Here is a 22,068-nt window from a genome sequence, read left to right as displayed (position 1 = left end):
AGGAGTGGCGCGCATGAATCGCGCCGACGACGATGCAGAACGAAGTGATGAGGAGGAGTGGCGCGCATGAATCGCGCCGACGACGATGCAGAACGTAGTGATGAGGAGGAGTGGCGCCATGAATGACGTCGCGATCATCGGCGTGGGCCTGCACCCCTTCGGTCGCTTCGAGGGCAAGTCCGCGATGGAGATGGGCGTCGACGCGATTCGGCTCGCGGTCGACGACGCGGGCGTGCAGTGGAAGGACATCCAGGCCGCCACCGGGGGCAGCTGGACCGTCGCCAACCCCGATGCCATCGTCGGCATGGTCGGGCTCTCGGGCATCCCCTTCACCAACGTGTTCAACGCCTGCGCAACTGCTGCCAGCGCCGCCAAGGCCTGCGCCGACGGAATCCGGTTGGGCGACTACGACATCGGAATTGCCGTCGGCCTGGACAAGCATCCACGCGGGGCGTTCACCGAGGACCCGGCCCTGGTCGGGATGCCACGCTGGTACGCCGAGAACGGCCAGTACCTCACCACCCAGTTCTTCGGCATGAAAGTCAACCGCTACCTGCACGAGCATGGCATCTCCCAGCAGACGCTGGCCAAGGTGGCGGCCAAGAACTTCCGCAACGGCGCGCGGAACCCGAACGCGTTTCGGCGCAAACCGATTCCCGAAGACGAGATCCTCAACTCGACGATGCTGAATTACCCGCTCACCCAGTACATGTTCTGTGCGCCCGACGAGGGCGCCGCCGCCGTGGTCATGTGCCGCGCCGACATCGCGCACCGCTACACCGCCAAGCCGATCTTCCTGCGGGCGGTCGAGGTACGCACCCGTCGCTACGGCGCCTACGAGGTGAACACTACCTTCGCCCCGGTCGACGAGGACGTGGCGCCGACCGTGTATGCCGCGAAGGCCGCGTTCGAAAAGGCCGGTGTGGCACCGGAAGATGTCGACGTTATTCAGCTGCAGGACACCGACGCCGGGGCCGAGATCATCCACATGGCCGAATGCGGTTTCTGCGCCGACGGCGAGCAGGAGAAGCTGCTGGCCGACGGCGCCACCGAGATCACCGGCTCGATGCCGGTCAACACCGACGGCGGGCTGATCGCCAACGGCGAACCGATCGGGGCGTCGGGCCTGCGGCAAATTCACGAGCTGGTGCGCCAACTCCGCGGCGAAGCCGGCGATCGTCAGGTGGCCAATGAACCACGCGTCGGATTCGCTCAGCTCTACGGTGCGCCCGGCACCGCCGCGGCCACCATCCTGACCACCTAGCGCGAGCAGACGCAGAATCGCACGATTCGCGTCTCGAACGTGCGATTCTGCGTCTGCTCGCGCAACGAAAGGGCACCATTTCCGATGGCTCAATTCACCGGAGCGCCGATCTTCGACGCCGACCAGCACATGTACGAAACACCCGAAGCGCTGACGAAATACCTTCCGGAAAAGTATTCGCGGGCCGTCCAATTCGCCCAGATCGGGCGGCAAACCCGCATCGTGATCAACAACAAGGTCAGTGACTTCATCCCCAACCCGACGTTCGAACGCGTCGCGGCCCCCGGCGCGCACGAGAAGTTCTTCGCCGGGGAAAACACCGAGGGCCTCACGTTGCGCGAGATGCAGGGACCGGCCATCGCGGCGCCGGCCGCGACCCGTAACCCGGTCGATCGAGTGGCCGAACTCGACCGCCAGGGTGTCGTCGAGGCGCTGAACTACCCCACCCTTGCCAGCCTGGTCGAGCACTCCTCGGCCGACGACCCCGAACTCACACTCGCGATCATCCACGCCCTGAACCAGTGGATGGCCGAACACTGGACCTACAACTACGACAACCGCGTCTTCTCCACACCCATCATCAACTTGTCCGAAGTCGACGCCGCTCAGCGCGAACTGGACTACCTTCTGGCCAACGGCGTCCGCGCCGCGCTGATCAAACCGGGCCCGGTGAACGGCGTCCACGGCTGGCGGTCGCCGGCGCTGCCCGAATTCGACCCGTTCTGGCGCGACGTCGAGGCCGCGGGCCTGCCGATCGTGCTGCATGCCAGCTACCCTCCACTGGACGATTACGTCGGCACGTGGGAACCGCCCCACACCCAGAACTTCATGGCCATGAGCGCATTTCGCTGGATGGTGCTGGGGCACCGCGAAATTGCCGACATGATCACCAGCCTGATCTGCCACGGGACCCTGACCCGGTTCCCGAAGCTGCGCATCGCCAGCGTCGAGAACGGCAGTTCGTGGATCTTCCCGTTGTTCAATGACTTTGAAGACCTATACAAGAAGATGCCGCAGAATTTCCCGGAGCATCCGCACGACGTGTTCCGGCGCAACATTTGGGTGAGCCCGTTCTGGGAGGGCTGCGTGGCCGACGTTGTCGACACGGTGGGATGGGACCGGGTGCTGTTCGGCTCCGACTACCCGCATCCCGAGGGCCTCGCGGAGCCCAAGGGCTTCTGGAAATACGCCGACAAAATGGACGAGCGGCGGACGTATGACTTTATGGGCGACAACGCTCGCCGGTTCATGGGCCTGCCGATCGCCAACCCCGACCCAGCCGCCGTCAACCCGCCCGCGCTCGCCGGCACCGGTTAACCCCGCGACCAGACGCAAAAGCACCCGACACGCCGTGCGTGCGGGTGCTTTTGCGTCTGCTCGCGCTAGGAGGCCTTCTGGGCGGCGGGCGCGTAGGCCGGCTTGCCCAGGCCCAGCACGTACTGCGCGATCATGTTGCGGAACACCTCGAGGGTGCCGCCGTAGATCCCGACCAGCGGCGCGAACCGGAACACGTACTCCGCGGCGCCGTCGTCGGCCGCGCCGTCGGTGCCGATCGGCAGCGCGGACGCCGTGCCGAGGATGTCCATCAGGTCCGGGGAGATGTCACGCATCGTCTGCGCGAGGGCGACGCGGCCGAAAATGCTGGGCGCACTGAGCGCCGCTTCCATGCGCGCGGCGCTGCGCCCCAACCGGTACGCCACCGCCGCATCGTCAATGAGCCTGCGCCCGTTCGGATCCCGCTCTGACACCTTACCAGCGGCCTTGTCCAGCGCGTCAGCCATGAAGCCGGCCTGGTGCATCATGATCGACACGTCCTGCAGCCCGTCGGGGGCGGCCGCCACCGCGCCGTGCTCGACGTTGAGCGGCTCGCGCAGCACGGTCCAGCCCGCGTTCACGTCGCCCAGCCGGTACTTGTCGTCGACGCGCACGTCGCTGTAGTAGACGATGTTGGTGCGATCGCCGTCGACGGTGCGGATGCCCTGGATCTCGATGCCCGGGGAGTCCAGCGGAACCAGGAACATGGTAAGGCTCTTGTGCTTGGGGGCAGTCGGGTCCGTGTTGGTAATGAGGAAAACGTACCGGCAGTTGTGGGCACCGGTGGTAAACATCTTGGAGCCATTGATAATCCAGCCGTTCCCGTCCCGCACCGCGCGAGTCTTACAGGTGGCGATGTCGGATCCGCCTTCGGGTTCGGTGTAGCCCAGGCACAGCCGAACGTGCCCGCTGAAGACGCCCGGCAGCACCTCGTCCCGCAATTCGCTCGACCCGAACCGCGCGACCGAACGCGCCACCATGGCGGTGGTGCCCCAGGTCACCCAGGGCACGTGGGCGCGCCGCTTCTCGAGTTCCCAGATGCGGCGATGCACGCGGCTGAAGCCGCCTTCGGCTTCCGGCTTCCATTCGCGTTCCAGGTATCCGGCGGCGCCCAGCGCCAGGTGCACCCCTTCGTCGAAGTTGTCGCCGGTCTCGCGGTCCCGGCGCTTGACGTCCTCGGTCACATGGGTGCGCAGGAATTCGCGTGCTTCGTCGAGGAAACGCCGATCGTCGTCGGACAGCGTGACACGTGAGAAATCCACTATGCGCCCTTCCTCGAGTTGCCTTCGCGCGCCGCGACGAGTTCGCCGATGTACTTCGCGCTGGCCCCGGGATCCCCGCCGGCCAGTGCCCAGCCGCGGGCACGCACAAGATAGGCCGTCGCGGCCGCCTCCGCCGAAACACCAAGACCGCCTTGCACATGCACCGCCATGGTCGCGGCCTTGGGCGCCTCTTCCGCCATGAACACGAACGCCGAGGGCGCCAACTCGGGGCGTTCGTCGGGCTCGTTGTCGAGGAACCAGGCCGCGCGCCGCGCCAGATTGCGGCCGCCCTGCACGGTGATGGCGATGTTGGCCAGTGGATGGGAGATGCCCTGCAGCGTCGAGATCGGCACGCCCAGCGTGTAGCGGGTCTTGGCGAACTCGGCGGCGATGGTCATGGTCTCTTCCACCAAGCCCACCAACGCGGCCGCCGACAGCACCCGCCACTCATCCAGCGCGCGTTGATATTCCGCCGCCGCGCCGGGGCCGCTGGCCAGGACGGTGCAGGTGTCGGCGGTGGCCGGATCCACCCAGGCCATCGGCAGCCGACCGATGTTGTCCACCTTCGCCGGACGGGTGCCGAAGCTCAGCGCGACGACGTCCTCGCCGTCGCGCACGACGATCTGGTCGGCGATCGACCCGGTGGGCAGCAGCCGCGCCCCGGAGGCGCTGTCGTGCTGGGGATCGAACGCGGCCAGTCGCGTGCCCTGGACCACATCGGGTTCTGCCGCGCCGAGTCGGGCCAGCAGGCGCGCGGCGCAGACCTGGTCGATCCACGGCACCGGCGCCAGCGACCGGCCGATCTCCTCGGCCACCAAACTCAGGTCGACGAGCGTCGCGCCGTCTCCGCCCGCGGATTCCGGCACGGCCATCGTGGTTGCGCCCATGGCGCACAACCGCTCCCAGAGGTTCTTGTCGAAGCCGGTCTCCTCCGCGGCGCGCACGGTCTCGATCGGGCAATGCGTCTTGAAGAAATCGCGGTACGCGGCCTGCAACGCCTCGTGATCCGACGTCAGGCTGTAGTCGAGCCTACGTAGTTCGTAACGGTCCATACTCAGCGTTCCTCCTGGCCACTGAAGAAGAATTCCTGGGCATTGTTGTAGAGATAGTTTTCGAGGACGTCGGCGGGCAAGTCCAGCGCGGCGGCCTCGGGCACGACGCGGTGCATTTTCAGGACGGGCCAGTCGGAACCGAAGATCACCTTGCCCTTACCGCGTGTCCGCATGTAGTGCAGCAGGCTCTCCGGTAACCGTTTCGGCGACCACGCCGACGTCATCAGGCGCAGGTTGGCGTATTTGATCAGCAGCCTGATCGCGATGTCCCACCAGGGATCCGCGCCGTGGATCATGCACAGTTTCAGTTCCGGGAACCGCACGCACACCCGGTCGAGGTGGATCGGATTTTGCACCTCCCCGGGGATGGGCGGCCCGGGGATGCCGGTGTTGATGCACAGCGGAAGCTCGAGCTCGGCGCATTTGGTGTAGAGCGGGTAGTAGACGGCGTCGCTGGGCGGGTATTGGCCGTCCCCCCAAAAGCTCGGGCCCACAGCCGCATACGCCACGGGCAGGTCGTTGACGACGGCAGTAAGTTCCCGCAGGGAGGGCATCGGCCGCAGCAGATTCACCCCGCCCATGGCCAGGGCGAACCGCTCGGGCTTGTCCTCGACGAATTTGCGCGCCGTCACCGACGGCTTGGCGAGGTTGTCCATCAGGATGGCCTTGCGCACGCCGTGCGCGTCCATTTCATCGAGCAACTCGGTCAGTTCGACGGGCGCGAACATGGACTCCGGCCCCTTGAAGTAGTCGTCACGCACCTTGAGCATCCAGGTCGGTTGCTTCTCGGTCTCGCCGAAGTGCACGTTGACCAGGCAATCGATTGCTTTCATGTGGACATCGGCGCCTTTGCTGTTGCGTGACGTTTCGCCCAACGGTAATCGGCCTTGCCGTTGCCCAAGCGTTGGACGTGCTCGACGAAGAGGAATTCCTTGGGCGCCTTGAACCGTGCCAGTTGCGTGGTGCACAGCGTGTGCAGCTCGTCGGCCGTCGCGGCGGCTTCCGACCGGAGTTCGACGAGGGCGACGAGTTCTTCTCCCCAGCGCTCGCTGGGGCGCCCGACCACCAGCGCGTCGGCGATCGCCGGGTGCGCGCGCAGCACCTCTTCGACTTCCTCGACGAAGACCTTCTCACCGCCGGTGTTGACCACCAGTGAGTCCCGGCCGAACAGCCGCAGGGTGCCGTCGGGCTCCAGCGCGGCGCGGTCGCCCGATATCACCACCCGCTTGCCGTCGATCTCGGGAAAGGTCTTGCGGGTTGCGTCGGGATCGTTGAAGTACCCCAACGGGATTCGTCCCTCCCTGGCGACCCAGCCCACCTCGGCCTCGCCTGGACGGAGAAAGCGGGTGTAGTCCTCGGAGAGGACCAGTCCACCCTCCCGCAGGGTGAACGTGTCGGTTTGCGTGTCGCGCCGGCTGTGGCCGAATCCCATGTTCCCGGTCTCCGACGAGCCGTACCCGTTGATCACCGTGACCTGGGGGATCAACTCCACAAGGGCGCGTTGGTATTTCGGGTTCGTTGCGGCGCCGCCGGTGCCGATCGCGTACAGCGACGACAGGTCATAGGAGCCGCGGCGCAGTTCGGTCACCAGCGGCGCCGCGTAGGCGTCGCCGACCATGGTCATCAAGCCGACCTTCTCGCGCTGCGCCGTTTCGAGAACCGTTCGGGGGTCGAGCTTTTTGCCGGTGTCGTACATCACCACGGGCGTGCCGGCCATGATCGCCGAGAACGCCGTCCACATGCCGGCGGCGTGCATCAGCGGCGACACCGCGAACCACGGCGCCCCGGCCGCCCCGCGCACCTTGTCGTGAATCTCCTCAGCGCAGGCGTGGTCTGCCCCCACCATCGACGACACATAGATGTCGGACTGCCGCCACAGCACACCCTTGGGCCGGCCGGTCGTGCCGCCGGTGCAGATCATCAGCAGGTCGTCCGGCGACCCGACGACGCGCTGGTCGATATCCCCTTGCGTCAGGGCGTCTTCCAGCGACACCGCACCCGGTAGGTGCGGGGCCTCGCTGCCGTCGTCGACCGCGATCAGCAAGTCCGCGCCCTCGCGGGCGAGGACGTCGGCGAACTGGGCGCCCAGCGCGCGGTGGTAGATGACCGCCCGGGGCTGTACGTAATCGAGAAGTTCACCGACCTCGCGCGGGGTGTAGTAGTAGTTGATGTTCACCGGGACGGTCCGGGCCTTGAGGCACCCGATGACCATGTCGGGGTACAGATCGTTGTGCATCACCAGCGCGACCCGGTCCTGCCCGCATTCCCAGTTCTGCAGTTCCGCCCGCTCCCGGTGCGCGCCGAATCCCTTGCTCGCCAGGAAGTTCGCCAGCCGGCGGGTGCGGTCCGCCGACTCGGCGAAGGTGCTGCGACGGTCGCCGCACACCGTCATCGTCCGGTCGCCAATGACGTCGGCGATCTCGTCGAGCACCGCCCCGATAGTCCATTCGCTCACGGAAGTAACCGCGCCCCGGTAATCAAGCAGCCGAACCGACTTGGACGCCTAGGAGGTCTAGGGCGTTGTCTCGCATGATCTTTCGAACATCGGACTCGCTGAAGCCCTTCAGCTCCTCGGCGAACGACACCGGCGATGCGAGTCCTTCCCCGTGCGGCCAGTCGGAACCGAACAGGATCTTGTCGACGCCGATGACCTCGGCCAGCTCCGGCAGATCGTCCTCGTAGTAGGGGGCGATCCACACGTTGTTGCGCAGCTGCTCCACCGGGTCCTCGGGGAAATACTGGGGCTGGGTGTTGGCCGCCTTCTTGAGGCGCTTGATCAGCCGATGCACGAAGTAGGACCCGTTTTCGATGCTGACCGCCTTGAGTTTCGGGTGGCGGGTGAACACGCCGTGCACGATCATCGAGGCCATGGTGTCGTGAATGGCCCGGTCGTCCAGCAGCACCTGATCCAGCGGATCCTTCGCGCCAAAGCCCTCGAAGGTCGATTTCCCGCCCCACAGCGCGGCGATCGCCAGGTAACCGCTGTCGGAGAGGTGGAATCCCACCGGCACTCCCGCTTCGGCCAGCCTGGCCCACACCGGATCGTGGCTGGGATCGCCCAGCGACCGCGGCTTGACCAGCCCGGGCACCGGCGCGGGGCGCACCAGGACCAGCTTGGCGCCGCGCGCCAACACGAACTCGACCTCTTCGACGGCTTTGACCGGATCGGCCAGCGAGATGATCGGGGCGGAGATGATGCGATGGTCCGGACGGTCGAAGCCCCAGTCCTCGTCGAGCCACAGGTTGAATGCGTGCACCGAGGCCATCGTCGCCTCGATGTCGTGTTTGAGCGCCTCTTCAACTCCGCACGCGAACGTCGGCAGCATGAACACCGTCTCGATGTCCTGGGTGTCCATCACCGCGATCCGGGCGTCGCGGTTCTGGTACTCCGGGTGCTCGGCGAGCCGCTCGACCTTCATCAACGAGGCCGGGTCGACGCCTTCCGGGATCTCGCCGCGGAACAACAGGTCGAGGCAGCCCGGCACGATGATCGGGTCGAAGGTGACGTTCGGGATGAAGTGGTTGATGCGGTCGCCCATCAAGGCCCAGCTGCGTTTGCCGTCGCTGACGATCTGGACACCGCGCCGTTTGAACCGCTTGTCCAAATGGCGGGTAAACGAATCCAACGGTTCGTAGTAGTGATTGTCGACGTCGATCGCTCGATAGTTCAGGGTGGTCATGATGTTCCTTTCCGGCTGGTTAGGTGGCCAATGGCGGGAACCGCGGTGGCCGCTTCTCCAGGAAGCTGGTGATGCCTTCGACAACGTCGGGCCGCAGCAGCGACTCGTGCATGAGTGTTTCGGCGCGGGCGCTGACATCGGCGACGTCGCGCAGCGCGTCGCCGTAGGCCTGGCGCTTGATGACCGCCAGCGACGCCGGTGAACAATTGCGCGCGATGTCGTCGGCGTATGCCAGGGCGCGCGACATCAGTTGTTCGGGCGCGACGACGTCCTTGACCAGTCCGAGTTTCGCGGCCTCCTCGGCGAAGAACGTGCGCCCGCTCAACAGCAAGTCCATCGCCGCGCCCCAGCCGGCGAGCCGCGGCAGGATCCAGGAGATGCCGTACTCGGCGATCAAGCCCCGCCGGGTGAACGCGGTGGCGAATTTGGCTCCGGCGGCCGCGAACCGGACGTCACACATCAGGGCGTGCGTCAGGCCGATCCCGACGCAGGCGCCGTTGACCGCGGCGATGATCGGCTTGCGCAGCTCGGTGAGGAAATGCGGGTGGCGGTCGCCGACCAGCTTGGTGACGTCGGTGTCGCCGTCGCCGAGTTTTTCGTCGATGGATCCCGCGCCACCCAGGTCCGCGCCCGCGCAGAATCCCTTGCCGGCACCGGTCAACACGATCACCCGCACCGCGGGGTCGGCTTCGGCGCGGTCGATGCTTGCGTAGAAGCCCCTGGAGATGTCGGGGCCCCAGGCGTTGAGGCGCTCGGGACGGTTGAAGGTCACGACCGCAACACCGGTTTCGGTGGTTTCATACAGCACCGCCTCATCGGTGACCACACGGTCGGCGGCGCCCATATGACCGTCCCCTCATAGCTGACCAACTGGCGAGTTTGTACCCATACTGTATACCTATCGGTACCGCATTCCACAACTGCGCCCACACCCCCGTGAACGGCGACTAAACAGCGATTTTGGGCGCTCGCTTGGCGCCGTGATCACCCCCTAGGCCGAGGGGCGGCGACGGGATGTGGCGATCGACACGCTGACCCATGTTTGCGTCGACCCCGGGATCGGGAACGCGTAGAGGAGCCGATCATCACATGGGGGAAGGAGAGGCAATGGTTGACACCAAGAGCGGACCGGTCGAACTCGTCCGGGGCATCGTGGAAGACGTCCTCGGGAGGACCAAGCAGGTCATCGGCATCATCATCGGCCACAACGACCTGATCGAAGAGGGCAAGGCCCAACAAGACAAGGCGGATGCACAGCGCAGCGCCGGGAAAAAGGAAGCCGCCGCCGAGAAGGCCCGCGGCAAGGCCAAGGCGTACGAGCAGCGTGAGCGGGCCGAACAGCAGTAAACGGTCGGTCTGAGCGAGCGGGCCCGGTTCTTCACCGGGCCCGCTTCGCGTGGTAATCCCTTCTACTGCAACACCGTTTGGATCAAACCCAGGCGCTGGTAGGCGTGCTCGATCTGGGCCTTCGCCTCCGCGGGTAATTTGGCCTGCGGCGGGCGGGAATGTGGATACGCGCCGATGGGCAACCCCAGCAGCGACGCGGCGTACTTGAACGCGCCGCCCCAGTGGGTGAAGTAGTCCGCCCGCCCCGGATAGCACGTCCACCACGATCCGACGTCGAGGTCGAACTGATCCAACCCGGATTCGCGGGCGTAGTCCATGGCCTCGACGAGCTGGTCGCTCTGCACCAAATCCCAATACTCGGAGAACAATCGCCGCTCGGGCGTCTCGAACAGGTAGCCCGAGGTACCCAGCTGCGCCGGGCACACGATCCCGTCGCGCAGCCACCCCGCCCGGTACACCGTTTTGTCGCATTCCCACACGGCCAGACCGGGCGCCAGCTGATGAAGCATGCGGCTGGCCGCCGGCCGGAAGGCGCCCTCCTTGGTGGCGCACACCGCGGGCACCTCGTGGTAGATGCGTGCGCTCTCGGCGGGCGTCAACACGTAGCCCGAGGACGGCGAATTGAACATGCCCAGAGCGATATTCGTGCGCGCAGCCACGTATTGGAAAAAGCGGAGCACGCCTTCGCCGCCATGAGCCTCCATCATCGGCGTCTGGATGTAGACGATGTCGGCGCCCGCTTCCTGGGCGTGCAGAGTCAGATCCAAACAGTCCTTCGCCGACATCGCCGCCGTGCAGGCCTGCACCACCACACCGGGATTGATGCTGCGCGCCTCCTCTACCGCAACCTCCAGCAGGCGTTTCCGCTCGTCGAGGGTCAGCGACCAGAATTCGGCAATGCCGCTGGTGCACCACAACATCGGGTGCCCGAGATCACCGACGCAGTAGCGCACCAGTGTCCGGTAGGCGTCCCAGTCGATGTCGTCGCCGTCGGTCCCGCAGAACGGGGTGTAGAGGGAGTCACCGATCCCCCGCAATGCGCCGGGCGCCCACGCGCGTGCCTCTGCTGCCGTAGCCACAATCGACTCCTTCTGTCTGCCAATCGATTTCTTCGACCCACGGTCAGGGAAGTCAGGTGAAGTCCGAACCGCCGTCGACGTTGATGTTGGCTCCGGTCATGTAGGAGTTGCGGCGCGAGGCGAGAAACGCTGCGACCGGGCCGATTTCTTCGGGGAGGCCCGCCCGTGGCATGTGCGCGGGATGACCAAAGTGCTTGCCGATGGCCTCCATCAGGGCATAGGGATCATGGCCGTCGACGCCGACCGAATTCGCCCAGCCGACCAGTGATTCCGATGCGATGCTGCCCGGCGATACCACGTTGACCAAGATCTCGTCCTTGGCCAGCAGCAGGGACAGGTTCTTCGACACGCTCGTCAGCATCGATTTCGCCGCCGTGTACGCGGGCAGCATGACACTTTGTCGCTGAGTCGAGTGCGCCGAGAAGTTCACGATCCGCGCCCACTGCGCCTTACGCAGCAGCGGTAGCGCCGCCCGCACACAGCGCACCATGCCCAGCACCCCGTCTTCTACCGACTGACGCCATTGGTCGTCGGTCAAATCCTCGAAGGTACCCGCGGCGCCCGGCCCCACCGTGATGACCAGAGCGTTGAGTTCGCCGCCCCAGCGCTGGGAAAGCTCACCGAAAGCCGTGCCGACGGCGGCGTCGTCGCCGATGTCGGCGACGAGCCCGAGGGCGTCCGGGCTACCCCGTTGCGTGAGATCGGTCACCGCGGAATCCAGCGCGTCACGGCTGCGCCCGACGACCGCTACCCGGGCCCCCTCGTCGGCAAGGCAGCGCGCGGTGGCCAAACCCATGCCGCGGCTACCGCCGACCACCACCGCGGCGGCGTTTGCCAGCCCTAGATCCATTGCTTGACCCGCAGCTCTAACCTGGCCATTTTCGCCTGTCCAGCCGATTTACCAAAAAGCCTACGATAGGTATTACAGTAGCAGAGGGAAATTACGACACGAAAGCGTATACGCAGGTCAGTACCGAAGAGCCGGTAAATTCGATTTTACCGGCAACACGGCCGGCAGACCTCATGCACGAAACAGATTTTGATGGAGGTGCCCGTAGTGGCAAAACAGGCAACCGCCGATAAGCGTCAGCGACGCGAGCGCGGGTCCATCAATCCCGACGACATCATCAGCGGCGCATTCGAACTCGCCGAGGAGGTGTCGATCGACAACCTGAGCATGCCGCTGCTCGGCAAACATCTCGGCGTGGGTGTGACGAGCATCTACTGGTACTTCCGCAAGAAGGACGACCTGCTCAACGCGATGACTGACCGCGCCCTGAGCAAGTATGTGTTCGCCACTCCCTATGTCGAAGCCAGCGACTGGCGTGAAACCCTGCGCAACCACGCGCGCTTGATGCGTAAGACGTTCATGGGCAACCCAATTCTGTGCGACCTGATTCTGATTCGCGCGGCACTGTCTCCGAAAGCGGCACGGATGGGCGCACAGGAGATGGAGAAGGCAGTTTCCAATCTGGTGGAGGCCGGCTTGTCGCCGGAGGACGCATTCGACACCTATTCGGCGGTTTCGGTTCACGTCCGCGGATCAGTGGTGCTGCAACGGCTGTACGAAAAAAACCAGTCGTCGGATATCGGACCCCGCGCCATCGAGGACGCCGTTGCCATCGACCCCGAAAAGACCCCGCTCCTTTCCCAAGTCACCCGAATCGGGCACCGCATCGGCGCCCCGGACGAGACCAATTTCGAGTACGGCCTCACCTGCATCCTCGATCACGCCAGCAGGCTGATCGACGAGAGCAACGCAGCCAAAGGCAAGGCGGGGGCGAGCCGCCAGCGCAAGTCGTCGACCGCGCGAGGTCGGTCCAAGGCGCCGGCGAATCGCTGACCTAACCGAAACCGCTTGTCACGCCTCGGGTTCGGGCACGTGGAAGTGCTCGTCGCGTAGCCGGAAGGCCTCCCTGGCGCCGTGCTGGGCGCGGGTCTTGACGAAGTTGAATTCGCCCGGCCCGAATTGCAGGTTGGTGCCGAAGGCGTGGAACAGGTAGCTGGCGACCTCCTCGCCCTGATACGCCTGGCTCTGCTCGACAAGCCGGAACGCCTCCTTGGCGATGACGACCCCGTCGGCCGGCATCTTCGCCGCCTTCTCGGCCCAGTAGCGCGCCCGGGCGGTCACCGCGCCCGGATCGCAGGTGTCCGTGAAGATTCCGAGATGTTCGATCGCGCCCGCCTCGATGATGTCACCGGTCAACAGCAGGCGCCGCGCCAGCACCGGCCCGAGCCGGTGGAAGAACATGTGCAAGCTGCCCAGCGCTGGGCCCAGGAAGCGGGTTGCCGGCATGCCGATCTTGGTGTCCCGCGCGATGACGGAGATATCGGTCATCAGGGCCATCTCGAAGCCGCCACCCAGCGCGTAGCCGGCGATCTCGCCCACCGTGACCTTGGGGAAACCCATGAAATTGTGATAGAAGCCAAAAGACTTGCGGTCCACGGCAAGTCGGCGACGCTGACTCGGGCGACGCTTGGCTGCCGCATCGTCGGACGCCTTGGCCTTGTCGCCGTACCAGCCGTACGCATTGTTCATGTCGGCCCCGGTGGAGAAGACTCCCTCGGCTCCGCGCAACAACACCACCGTGAGGTCGTCGTCATCGGCCACCCGGTCCAGGCAACGGGCGACGGCCTCGCGCATGCTGGCGTCATAGGAGTTCCGCTGTTGGGGATTGTTCAGCGTGACCGTCGCGATGCGCCGGCCTTGATCGATGTCGAAGAGCACGCGATCGTCAGAGGTGCTCGAAGCGGTCATTTGTCGGACTCCTTTCGGCGCCTGCCGAACCGCGATCCGGCAAGCTTCTCGGGCCGTGACGCCAACGTGTTGACCTCGCCCGTACACAGCACTTCGTCGTCGAGCCACAGTCGCGCGGTCGACGTGATACCCCGTTCGCCTTCCGAGCGCGCGATGTCGAATCGCAGCTCCGTCAACACCGGTGTCGGCCTGCGGAACGTCACGGCCAAGGACCGGGTTTTGCCGGAGAGGCCGGTGACGCAATTGTGGTGCTGGATCACGCAGTCGAAGAAGACGCCCAGGAATCCACCGTGCACCAGTCCCGGTGGCCCTTCGTAGATCACCGGGAATTCGACTCCTCCCGTTGCCTTCTCGGCATCGAATCCGGTGAACCGGTACTCGGGGAAACACGGGTTGTAGGCGCCGATGTCGGTGGCGTGATTGAGGTAGACGCGCCGGGGATCGTCGGGCAGTTCGCCGATGCGCGGTGAGTTGTCCGCCGGCGCGGCGGCCGACAACTCGCGCTCCCACTCGGTGAACTTCTCCAACATGGCATCCACCGCCGGGTGCGGATGTTCCAGCGACACCAGGAGTGAGCTCAGGCGGCGCATGGCGGAGGCGGCGGCCACGGTCTGGTCAAGCGGCGCCTCGCCGAATCTGGCATCGTCGTCGCCGCGACCATCGGCGCCACTCCTCCTCATCGCTTACGCTCTGCATCGTCGTCGGCGCGACCATCGGCGCCACTCCTCCTCATCGCTTACGCTCTGCATCGTCGTCGGCGCGGGCCATGATTCTCTCTTTCACCTGGGTAGTTTCGCAGGCAGCGTATCCTTGCTAACTTATACAGCGTATCAATCGTATTGCCTACTGTATGGGTAACCGTATCGGCGGAGAAAGGCCGGATCGACGGTGAGTCAAGGGGCCGGCTCGGCCGGAGCCGAGGGGTCGGTAACAGTGCACCGAGACGGTGCGGTGTTACGGGTGACGCTTGATCGCCCATCCCGGCGTAACTCGTTGACGCAGTTGATGATCGGAACTCTGGTCGAGTCGCTGACGGTTGCCGCGTCCGACGACTCGCTGCGCGCCGTACACCTCCGCGGGGCCGGAGACGATTTCTGCGCCGGCTCCGACTGGGTGGCCGCCAACGATCCCGGCGGCCAACGTCCCCGCACCGGTGATCTGGTGCGCCGGGTTCCCCATGCCGCTCACCGCGTGATCGAACTCGTCGCCGGCATTCAGCTGCCGGTGGTGTGCAGCGTGCGCGGATGGGCCGTGGGATTCGGTTGCAATCTCGCCTTGGCCGCTGACTTCACCGTGGCCGCCGACGACGCGGTGTTCTGGGAGCCGTTCCTCGACCGCGGCTTCAGCCCGGACTCGGGGTCCACCTGGCTGGTGCCGCGGCTCGTCGGCCTGGCGCGGGCCCGGCGGATGCTGCTGCTCGGAGAGAAGGTGAGCGGGAACGACGCGGCCGACTGGGGGCTCATTCACCAGTCGGTGAGCGGCCCCGACCTCGACCGCGCCGCCGAGGAGCTGGTTGCCCGGCTGGCCTCCGGTCCGACGGCGGCGATCGGGCTGGCCAAGCAGGCCATGAACTTCGGACAGCATGCGACGCTGGGCCAGTCGCTGAACCAGGAGTTGTTCAATCTGGAGTTATCTTGCCGGACAGGCGATTTCAAAGAGGGCTTGGAGGCCTTCCGGCGGCGGCGGGATCCGGATTTTCGTGGACGCTAGCTCTCGGGCGTCGAGCGCGGGACCTACGCACGGGAACTGCCTCGAATTCGTCCATACGCCCCACACTCGACGTTCTCTGCAAAGCGAAGGGATGACCGATGCCCACTGATTCGTTCGACACCATCAAGTACGAGGTCGACGGGCACACCGCGACGATCACCCTCAATCGCCCGGACGCCCTCAATGCGCTCAGCCCGCACATGATCACCGAACTGCGGGCCGCCTACGACGAGGCCGAAAACGACGACAACGTCTGGCTGACCATCGTCACGGGCACCGGCCGCGCCTTCTGCACCGGCGCCGACGTCAAGGAGATCCCCGAAGACGGCAAGGTGATCTACGAGCGGCCGTACCTGTCGACGTATGACCAATGGGAGGCTCCGCAGGAGGGCACGCCGCCCTTTCGCACCACGGCCAAGCCGGTGCTGACCGCGGTGAACGGAATCTGTTGTGGCGCCGGTATGGATTGGGTCACCACGACAGACATCGTCATCGCCTCCGAGCAGGCAACCTTTTTCGATCCGCACGTCAGCATCGGACTGGTGGCCGGCCGCGAACTGGTTCGGGTATCCCGCGTGCTGCCCCGCTCGATCGCCCTGCGGATGGCCCTGATGGGCAAGCACGAGCGGATGAGCGCGGAGCGCGCCTATGAGCTGGGACTGATCAGCGAGGTCGTCGAGCACGACCGCCTGCTGGACCGGGCCCACGAGATCGCCGACATCGTCAATTCCAATGCGCCCCTGGCCGTCCGGGGCACCCGCCTGGCGATCCTCAAGGGCCTGAATGTGCCGCTGCACGAGGCGGAGATACTCGCCGAAACCTTCCGTGAGCGGGTGCTGCGGACCGAGGACGCGGCCGAGGGGCCCAAGGCTTTCGTCGAGAAGCGCAAGCCGAATTGGCAATGCCGGTGAACAAGCCGATGAGTTTCGAAACCATCCTGCTCGCGGTCGACGCCACCGATCACGTCGCCACCATCACCCTGAACCGGCCCGGGCAGCTGAACGCGTTCAACCGCACCATGTGTGAGGAGATGGCCCGCGCCTGGCACACGGTCAAACTCGACGAGTCCGTGCACGCGGTGGTGCTGCGCGCCGCCGGCGACCGGGCGTTCAGCGCGGGACTGGACATCAAGACGCCCTATGGGCAGCCCGAAAACATCTGGAACCACGAAGATCCCGGCGAAGCCCTGAGTCCCAAATGGCAGAAAATGTGGAAGCCGGTGGTCTGCGCGGTCCAGGGGATGTGCACCGCCGGCGCGTTCTACTTCATCAACGAATCCGACGTGGTCATCTGCTCGGAAGACGCCACGTTCTTCGACTCCCACGTGTCGGCCGGCCTGGTTTGCGCGCTGGAGCCGATCGGCCTGATGCGCCGCGTCGGCCTCGGCGAGACGCTGCGCATCGCCCTGATGGGCAACGACGAGCGGGTCAGCGCCGACACCGCGCTGCGCATCGGATTGGTCTCCGAGGTCGTCGCTTCCGGCCAGCTCTGGGACCGCGCCCATGAGATCGCGGCGACCATCGCCGCAAAGCCGCCAACGGCGACTCAGGGCACGGTCAAAGCGATTTGGGAGTCGCTGGACAAGCCGTATCGCGCCGCGCTGGAACAGGGCCTCATCTACACCCGGCTGGGAAACCCGCTGGGCACCGCGGAACTGGCCGCGCAGAAGACTCCCGGCGACGGGGCCACCAAACGCACACCGAAGATCCGCTGATGCCGCGTCACCCGCTCATCCAACGCATCGCCGATGTGCTCGACCTCGAACCAGACTCACGCGCCATCGAGTATGGCGGCCAATGGATCTCGTGGGAGCAGGTCGGCACCCTGGCGCAGCGCATCGCCGGCCTGAGCGCCGGCGCCGAGGTCGGGATGCTGCTGCGCAACCGGCCGGGGCACGTGGCGGCCTTTCTGGGTGTGCTGCTGGGCGGCGGAACCGTTGTGGTCATCAACCCGTCGCGCGGCGACGAGCGCACCAAGGCCGATGTCGCGAGGCTGCAGCTTGGATTGATCGTCGGCGAGCGCGACGATCTGACGGCGCTGGTGACGCCGGGCATCCCGACGGTCGCGATCTCGGGACCGGCCGACGACGTCGACGTGTCCGGGCAACCCGGCGCCGAGCCAGGCCCGTCGACCGGTGTCGCGGTGCGCATGTTGACCAGCGGCACGACGGGTCCACCCAAGCGAATCGACCTGACCTACGACATGTTGGCGCGCAGCGTGATGGGCTCCGAACCCGACCGCGCGCCGGCACCCACCGAGCTGCGGCGCGGCGTCGCCATCGTGAACTCGCCGCTGGTGCACATCGGCGGGGTATTCCGCGTGCTGCAATGCATCGCCGAGGCCCGACCGTTCGTGCTGTTGGAGCGATTCGAGCTGAACGCATGGGTCGACGCGGTGCGCACCCACCGGCCCCGCGCCGTATCGCTGGTACCGGCGGCCCTGCGCACGGTCTTGCACTCGGACGTGTCGCCGGCCGACCTGGACAGCGTCCGGGCCGTCACCTGCGGCACGGCGCCGCTGTCGGCCGATGATGCCGACGCCTTCACCGATAAGTACGGCATCCCGGTGCTGACCTCCTATGCCGCAACCGAGTTCGGGGGCGGCGTGGCGGGCTGGACCCTTCCCGACCATCAGCGGTACTGGCGAGCCAAACGAGGCAGCGTCGGACGGGCCAATCCGGGCGCCCAGCTCAGGGTGGTAGCCGACGACGGAACACTGCTCGGCCCAGACGAAGTCGGCCTGCTGGAGGTCAAGCCGGGCCAGCTGGGACCGGCCGCGCAATGGATGCGAACCACGGACATGGCACGCATCGACGCCGACGGGTTCCTCTGGATTGTCGGCCGCGCCGACCAGGCGATCATCCGCGGCGGCTTCAAGGTGATGCCCGACGACGTTCGCGCCGCGCTGGAGAGCCACCCCGCGGTGGCCGGCGCGGCGGTCATCGCCCGGCCCGACGAGCGGCTCGGAGAGACGCCGGTCGCCATGGTCGAACTGCGCGAGCCGGGTGCGGCCGACGCCGACGCGCTGGTGGTGCATCTGCGAGAGCGCTTGGCGCGCTATGAGATTCCGACCGAGATCGCGATCGTCGACGCCATTCCGCGAACGCCGTCGGGAAAACCCGATCTCGGCGCGATCCAGGAACACTTCCGCGAGCTCGCGGCGCCGCGCAACCATGCGCGCTGATCCTGTGACGGTCGCCGCGACGTTGCGACAGCAGGCCCGGGCGCGCGGGGATCACCCGCTGCTGGTCTGCGACGGCGACCGCATCGGATACGCCGAAGCCGATCACCGATCGGCGGAGCTCGCCCGCGGCCTGATGGCCCTCGGCGCCGGTAAGGGAACCCATGTGGGCCTCCTGCACCCGAACGGAAGCGACTTCGTCGTCGGCATGCTGGCGGCGGCGCGAATCGGTGCCGTGGTAGTCCCGTTCTCCACGTTCGTCACCGCCCGGGAACTGAGCGAGCAGCTGGTCGACAGCGACGTCCAAATCCTGCTGAGCGCCGGGTCTTTTCGGTCCCACGACTATGTGCAGCGACTGTCCGAGGTGATTCCGCGGGCCGACCTCGATTTCGGCGACCGCTTGTTTTGCGCCGCGGTGCCGCAGCTGCGCCACGTGGCGTTTGCGCACGACGCGGTGCGCGCGCTGGCCGGCAGCGTCGACGTGGCGCTGCTGCGGGCGAGCGAAGACGTTGTCTACGACTGCGATCCGCTGGCGATCGTCTACACGTCCGGGTCAACCAGTGCCCCCAAAGGGGTAGTGCATACGCATGGCGCACTGCTCGGACATCAGCGGAACCTCAACGCGATCCGCGGCCTGACCGCTTCGGACAAACTGTTCTGCAATTCGCCGTTCTTCTGGATCGGCGGGTTCGCGTTCGGCCTGCTGGCCACCCTGGTGGCCGGATCAACCCTGGTCTGCTCCAACGCCATCGACGCCGGGGCCACGCTCGACCTGTTGGAGGCCGAACGACCCACCATGACCAACGGGTTCGCGGCCGGCATCGCTCACCTCGCCGAGCACCCCAGCTACGCCGAGCGTGATCTGTCGTCGATGCGGCGCGGCAACCTCTACCCGATCATGGCCCCCGACACCCGCCCCGCCGACCCGGAGCTGCGGCACAACATGCTCGGGATGACCGAGGCCGGCAGCGTCGTCCTGATCAGCGAGGACGAATCCGACCAGCCCGAGACGCGGCGGGGATCATTCGGCAAGCCCGCGCCCGGCTTCGAGACGATGATCGTCGATCAGGACGCCTCCGGAGTCGGTGAACTCTGCATCCGCGGACCGTACGTGATGCAGGGCTACTACAAGCGCTCTCGCGAGGAGTGCTTCGACGCCGACGGCTGGTTTCACACCGGCGATCTGGTGCGCACCGACGACGACGGATTCGTCTACTTCGTCGGCAGGCTCAGCGCGATGGTCAAGACGGCGGGCGCCAACGTCTCGGCGGCCGAGGTCGAGCAGGCGATCACCCGGGTCACCGGCGCCGAGGCTTACGTGGTGGGCGTGCCCGATACCCAACGGGGAGAGCTGGTCGCGGCGGTGGTCGTGCAGCCGGATTTCGACGAGTCGGCCGTGCGGGAACGGCTCAAGGCGGAGCTGTCGTCGTACAAGATTCCCAAACGGTTTGTCTCCCTGTCCCGCGCCGATGTCCCGCTGTTGTCCAGCGGCAAGGTCGACACGCGGCGGCTGAGAAAGCTTTTCGATGCCTAGCACCATCGACCAACTGGTGCGGTTTCGGGCCCGGCACGACGCGGATACACCGATGGTGATCGATCCCACCTCGCGGCTCAGCTACCGCGAACTCGACTCCACCACAAGGGAACTGGCGGCCGTGTTTGTGGAAGCGGGCGTGGGCAAGGGCTCCCGGGTCGGGTTGATCATGCCCAACGGCACCCGCTGGGTACAGATCGCCGTCGCCCTGACACGCATCGGCGCCGTCCTGGTGCCACTGAGCACGCTGCTGCAGGCCGGCGAACTCGTCGCGCAATTGCGGGTCGCCGCCGTCCAGTTCCTGGTGAGCGTCGAAGAGTTTCGCGGCCATCGCTACCTCGACGACCTCAAGGCGGTGCCCGAGTCCGAAATTCCGGCGTTGCAACAGGTTTGGTCGACCGATCAGCTCGACAGCGCCCCCGCGAGTGACCGGGCCCGCCGGATCATCGATGCCATGACCGAAACGGTCACCCCCGCCGACGCGCTGGTCATCATGTTCACCTCGGGCAGCAGCGGATCACCCAAGGGCGTCCTGCACTCCCACGGCAATGCGCTGGGCGCCGTGCAATCGGGGCTGGCCGCGCGCTGCATCAGCGGCGAAACGCGCCTGTATCTGCCGATGCCGTTCTTCTGGGTGGGCGGGTTCGGCAGCGGAATCCTGTCCGTCCTGCTTGCCGGCGCCACCCTGGTGACCGAAGAATTGCCCCGGCCCGAAACCACGCTGAGACTGCTGGAGCGCGAACGGGTCACCCTGTTTCGTGGCTGGCCCGATCAGGCCGAGGCGCTTGCGCGGCACGCCGGCTCGGTCGGCGTGGATCTCTCGGCGCTGCGACCCGGCAGCCTGGAAGCCCTGTTGCCGCCCGAGCAGCGCGCTCGGCCCGGGGCGCGCGCGACGCTGTTCGGCATGACCGAGGCATTCGGGCCGTATTGCGGCTACCCCGCCGACACGGACATGCCCGCCACGGCGTGGGGCAGCTGCGGAAAGCCGTTTCCCGGCATGGAAGTCCGCGTCGTGGACCCCGAAAGCGGTATGCCCGTCGCGACGGGAACCGCCGGCATGATCCAGATCCGTGGACCGCACACGCTGCGGGGCATCTGCGGGCGCCGGCGCGAAGAGCTCTTCACCCCCGACGGCTTCTATTCGACCGGTGACCTCGGCCACCTCGACGAGCAGGGATTCCTGTTCTACCACGGGCGATCCGACGACATGTTCAAGGTCAGCGGAGCGACAGTCTACCCCAGCGAGGTCGAGCGCGCGCTGCGCACCATTGACGGGGTCGACCACGCCTTTGTCACCAGCGTGCCCGGCGCCGCGGGCGAACGGGTCGGCGCGGCGGTGGTATGCAACGACGCGCTCACCCGCGACCAACTTCATGCGTCGGCGCGTAAGTTGCTGAGCGCCTTCAAGGTACCCACGGTGTGGCTGTTGCTGGACTCCGACGACGACGTTCCGCGCGGCGGCACCGGGAAGGTCGACGTCCGCCGGCTGCGGCAGATGTTGATCGACGCGAATCAGCCCTAGGGGACCCGCGTCCAGGGTTGACAATTCTGCGACTCGAAGGCCTTGACCGCGGAATTGATGTTCGCGTACATCGGCCCGATGGAGGTATTCGTCTGCAGCACATGGTCCTTGTTCGCATCCGGCGTGCTGTAGGTGAACCACGAACACATCGAGTCCTGGGTCGGCACATTGTTTATCCACACGCCGAAGGCCGAACCCGAGCCGCCCGTGTGGTAGAGGCCCGGCGCGATATCGGGCCCGACGACAAACACGCCGTTGCCGGGGATCGGGTCGATTTGGTCGGCGCGGGCCGGCGCGGCGAGGGCGAGGCCTGTCAGCGTTGCAACGAATAGGGCCGATGCGCGAAGCGTTGCGGGCATCTTGTTC

21 protein-coding genes are annotated in these 22,068 nt (G+C 66.3%); 10 read left to right on the top strand and 11 right to left on the bottom strand.

The window, feature by feature from the left end; all coding sequences use genetic code 11:
• Positions 1-118: 118 nt before the first annotated feature.
• Positions 119-1,264: a thiolase family protein gene (locus K883_RS16030; protein ID WP_036454945.1), complete on the top strand. Its 1,146-nt coding sequence runs from the start codon at positions 119-121 to the stop codon at positions 1,262-1,264.
• Between the two features lie 84 nt (positions 1,265-1,348).
• Entirely contained in the window at positions 1,349-2,581 is a 1,233-nt protein-coding gene (locus K883_RS16025) for an amidohydrolase family protein (protein ID WP_036454943.1), read from the top strand.
• Positions 2,582-2,646: 65 nt separating this feature from the next.
• On the opposite strand, the gene K883_RS16020 is transcribed toward K883_RS16025, so the two are convergent.
• From K883_RS16020 to K883_RS15995, 6 genes are read right to left on the bottom strand one after another with little or no spacing between them, the layout of a single operon-like run.
• Entirely contained in the window at positions 2,647-3,840 is a 1,194-nt protein-coding gene (locus K883_RS16020; RefSeq protein WP_020822034.1) for an acyl-CoA dehydrogenase family protein, read from the bottom strand.
• Positions 3,840-4,892 (bottom strand): acyl-CoA dehydrogenase family protein, encoded by a 1,053-nt coding sequence (locus K883_RS16015; RefSeq protein ID WP_036454941.1) that lies wholly within the window; start codon positions 4,890-4,892, stop codon positions 3,840-3,842. The genes K883_RS16020 and K883_RS16015 overlap by 1 nt, the downstream gene beginning before the upstream one ends.
• 2 nt (positions 4,893-4,894) lie before the next feature.
• On the bottom strand, positions 4,895-5,725 hold the full coding sequence (locus K883_RS16010; protein ID WP_008254960.1) for an amidohydrolase family protein: 831 nt from the start codon (positions 5,723-5,725) through the stop codon (positions 4,895-4,897).
• Positions 5,722-7,347 (bottom strand): acyl-CoA synthetase, encoded by a 1,626-nt coding sequence (locus tag K883_RS16005; protein ID WP_036454939.1) that lies wholly within the window; start codon positions 7,345-7,347, stop codon positions 5,722-5,724. The genes K883_RS16010 and K883_RS16005 overlap by 4 nt, the downstream gene beginning before the upstream one ends.
• A gap of 22 nt (positions 7,348-7,369) precedes the next feature.
• A complete protein-coding gene (locus K883_RS16000; RefSeq protein WP_008254956.1) occupies positions 7,370-8,572 on the bottom strand; it encodes an amidohydrolase family protein in 1,203 nt (400 codons plus the stop codon).
• Between the two features lie 19 nt (positions 8,573-8,591).
• Complete coding sequence (locus tag K883_RS15995; RefSeq protein WP_036454936.1) at positions 8,592-9,416, bottom strand: enoyl-CoA hydratase; 825 nt, start codon at positions 9,414-9,416, stop codon at positions 8,592-8,594.
• 263 nt (positions 9,417-9,679) lie between these two features.
• On the opposite strand from K883_RS15995, the gene K883_RS15990 reads away from it, so the two are divergent.
• The gene (locus tag K883_RS15990) at positions 9,680-9,919 is read left to right on the top strand and encodes a microaggregate-binding protein 1 (protein ID WP_014382118.1); all 240 of its coding nucleotides are present in this window, start codon (positions 9,680-9,682) and stop codon (positions 9,917-9,919) included.
• Between the two features lie 62 nt (positions 9,920-9,981).
• Here K883_RS15990 and K883_RS15985 read toward each other — a convergent pair whose 3' ends face one another.
• Positions 9,982-10,998 (bottom strand): dihydrodipicolinate synthase family protein, encoded by a 1,017-nt coding sequence (locus K883_RS15985; protein ID WP_036454934.1) that lies wholly within the window; start codon positions 10,996-10,998, stop codon positions 9,982-9,984.
• 52 nt (positions 10,999-11,050) lie between these two features.
• The gene (locus K883_RS15980; protein WP_008254948.1) at positions 11,051-11,848 is read right to left on the bottom strand and encodes an SDR family NAD(P)-dependent oxidoreductase; all 798 of its coding nucleotides are present in this window, start codon (positions 11,846-11,848) and stop codon (positions 11,051-11,053) included.
• Between the two features lie 192 nt (positions 11,849-12,040).
• On the opposite strand from K883_RS15980, the gene K883_RS15975 reads away from it, so the two are divergent.
• Positions 12,041-12,841 carry a TetR/AcrR family transcriptional regulator gene (locus K883_RS15975; protein WP_014379615.1) on the top strand — a complete coding sequence of 267 codons (801 nt, stop codon included), beginning with the start codon at positions 12,041-12,043 and terminating at the stop codon, positions 12,839-12,841.
• Between the two features lie 18 nt (positions 12,842-12,859).
• On the opposite strand, the gene K883_RS15970 is transcribed toward K883_RS15975, so the two are convergent.
• Together K883_RS15970 and K883_RS15965 are read right to left on the bottom strand one after the other, a co-directional pair.
• Positions 12,860-13,756: an enoyl-CoA hydratase/isomerase family protein gene (locus K883_RS15970; RefSeq protein ID WP_008254944.1), complete on the bottom strand. Its 897-nt coding sequence runs from the start codon at positions 13,754-13,756 to the stop codon at positions 12,860-12,862.
• Positions 13,753-14,436: a hotdog family protein gene (locus K883_RS15965; RefSeq protein WP_036454932.1), complete on the bottom strand. Its 684-nt coding sequence runs from the start codon at positions 14,434-14,436 to the stop codon at positions 13,753-13,755. Before K883_RS15965 ends, K883_RS15970 begins: the two co-directional genes overlap by 4 nt.
• 208 nt (positions 14,437-14,644) lie before the next feature.
• Here K883_RS15965 and K883_RS15960 point away from each other — a divergent pair, with 208 nt between their 5' ends.
• The 6 genes from K883_RS15960 (at position 14,645) to K883_RS15935 (ending at position 21,702) form a co-directional block, all read left to right on the top strand.
• A complete protein-coding gene (locus tag K883_RS15960; RefSeq protein WP_014711112.1) occupies positions 14,645-15,466 on the top strand; it encodes an enoyl-CoA hydratase/isomerase family protein in 822 nt (273 codons plus the stop codon).
• A gap of 98 nt (positions 15,467-15,564) precedes the next feature.
• Positions 15,565-16,377 (top strand): enoyl-CoA hydratase/isomerase family protein, encoded by an 813-nt coding sequence (locus K883_RS15955; RefSeq protein WP_014382113.1) that lies wholly within the window; start codon positions 15,565-15,567, stop codon positions 16,375-16,377.
• Complete coding sequence (locus K883_RS15950; protein ID WP_014382112.1) at positions 16,368-17,180, top strand: enoyl-CoA hydratase/isomerase family protein; 813 nt, start codon at positions 16,368-16,370, stop codon at positions 17,178-17,180. The genes K883_RS15955 and K883_RS15950 overlap by 10 nt, the downstream gene beginning before the upstream one ends.
• Positions 17,180-18,649, top strand: coding sequence for a class I adenylate-forming enzyme family protein (locus K883_RS15945; protein ID WP_009952883.1), 1,470 nt, complete (start codon positions 17,180-17,182; stop codon positions 18,647-18,649). The genes K883_RS15950 and K883_RS15945 overlap by 1 nt, the downstream gene beginning before the upstream one ends.
• A complete protein-coding gene (locus K883_RS15940; RefSeq protein ID WP_036454929.1) occupies positions 18,639-20,180 on the top strand; it encodes a class I adenylate-forming enzyme family protein in 1,542 nt (513 codons plus the stop codon). The genes K883_RS15945 and K883_RS15940 overlap by 11 nt, the downstream gene beginning before the upstream one ends.
• Positions 20,173-21,702 carry a class I adenylate-forming enzyme family protein gene (locus K883_RS15935; protein ID WP_036454925.1) on the top strand — a complete coding sequence of 510 codons (1,530 nt, stop codon included), beginning with the start codon at positions 20,173-20,175 and terminating at the stop codon, positions 21,700-21,702. The genes K883_RS15940 and K883_RS15935 overlap by 8 nt, the downstream gene beginning before the upstream one ends.
• On the opposite strand, the gene K883_RS15930 is transcribed toward K883_RS15935, so the two are convergent.
• Positions 21,699-22,061 (bottom strand): hypothetical protein, encoded by a 363-nt coding sequence (locus K883_RS15930; protein WP_036454922.1) that lies wholly within the window; start codon positions 22,059-22,061, stop codon positions 21,699-21,701. The genes K883_RS15935 and K883_RS15930 overlap by 4 nt on opposite strands.
• Between the last annotated feature and the right edge of the window lie 7 nt (positions 22,062-22,068).

This window comes from Mycobacterium sp. TKK-01-0059, assembly GCF_000709305.1.
GTDB classification, from domain to species: domain Bacteria; phylum Actinomycetota; class Actinomycetes; order Mycobacteriales; family Mycobacteriaceae; genus Mycobacterium; species Mycobacterium intracellulare.
Note: the sequence above shows the minus strand (reverse complement) of the source record. Positions and strands in the feature narration are given on the sequence as shown.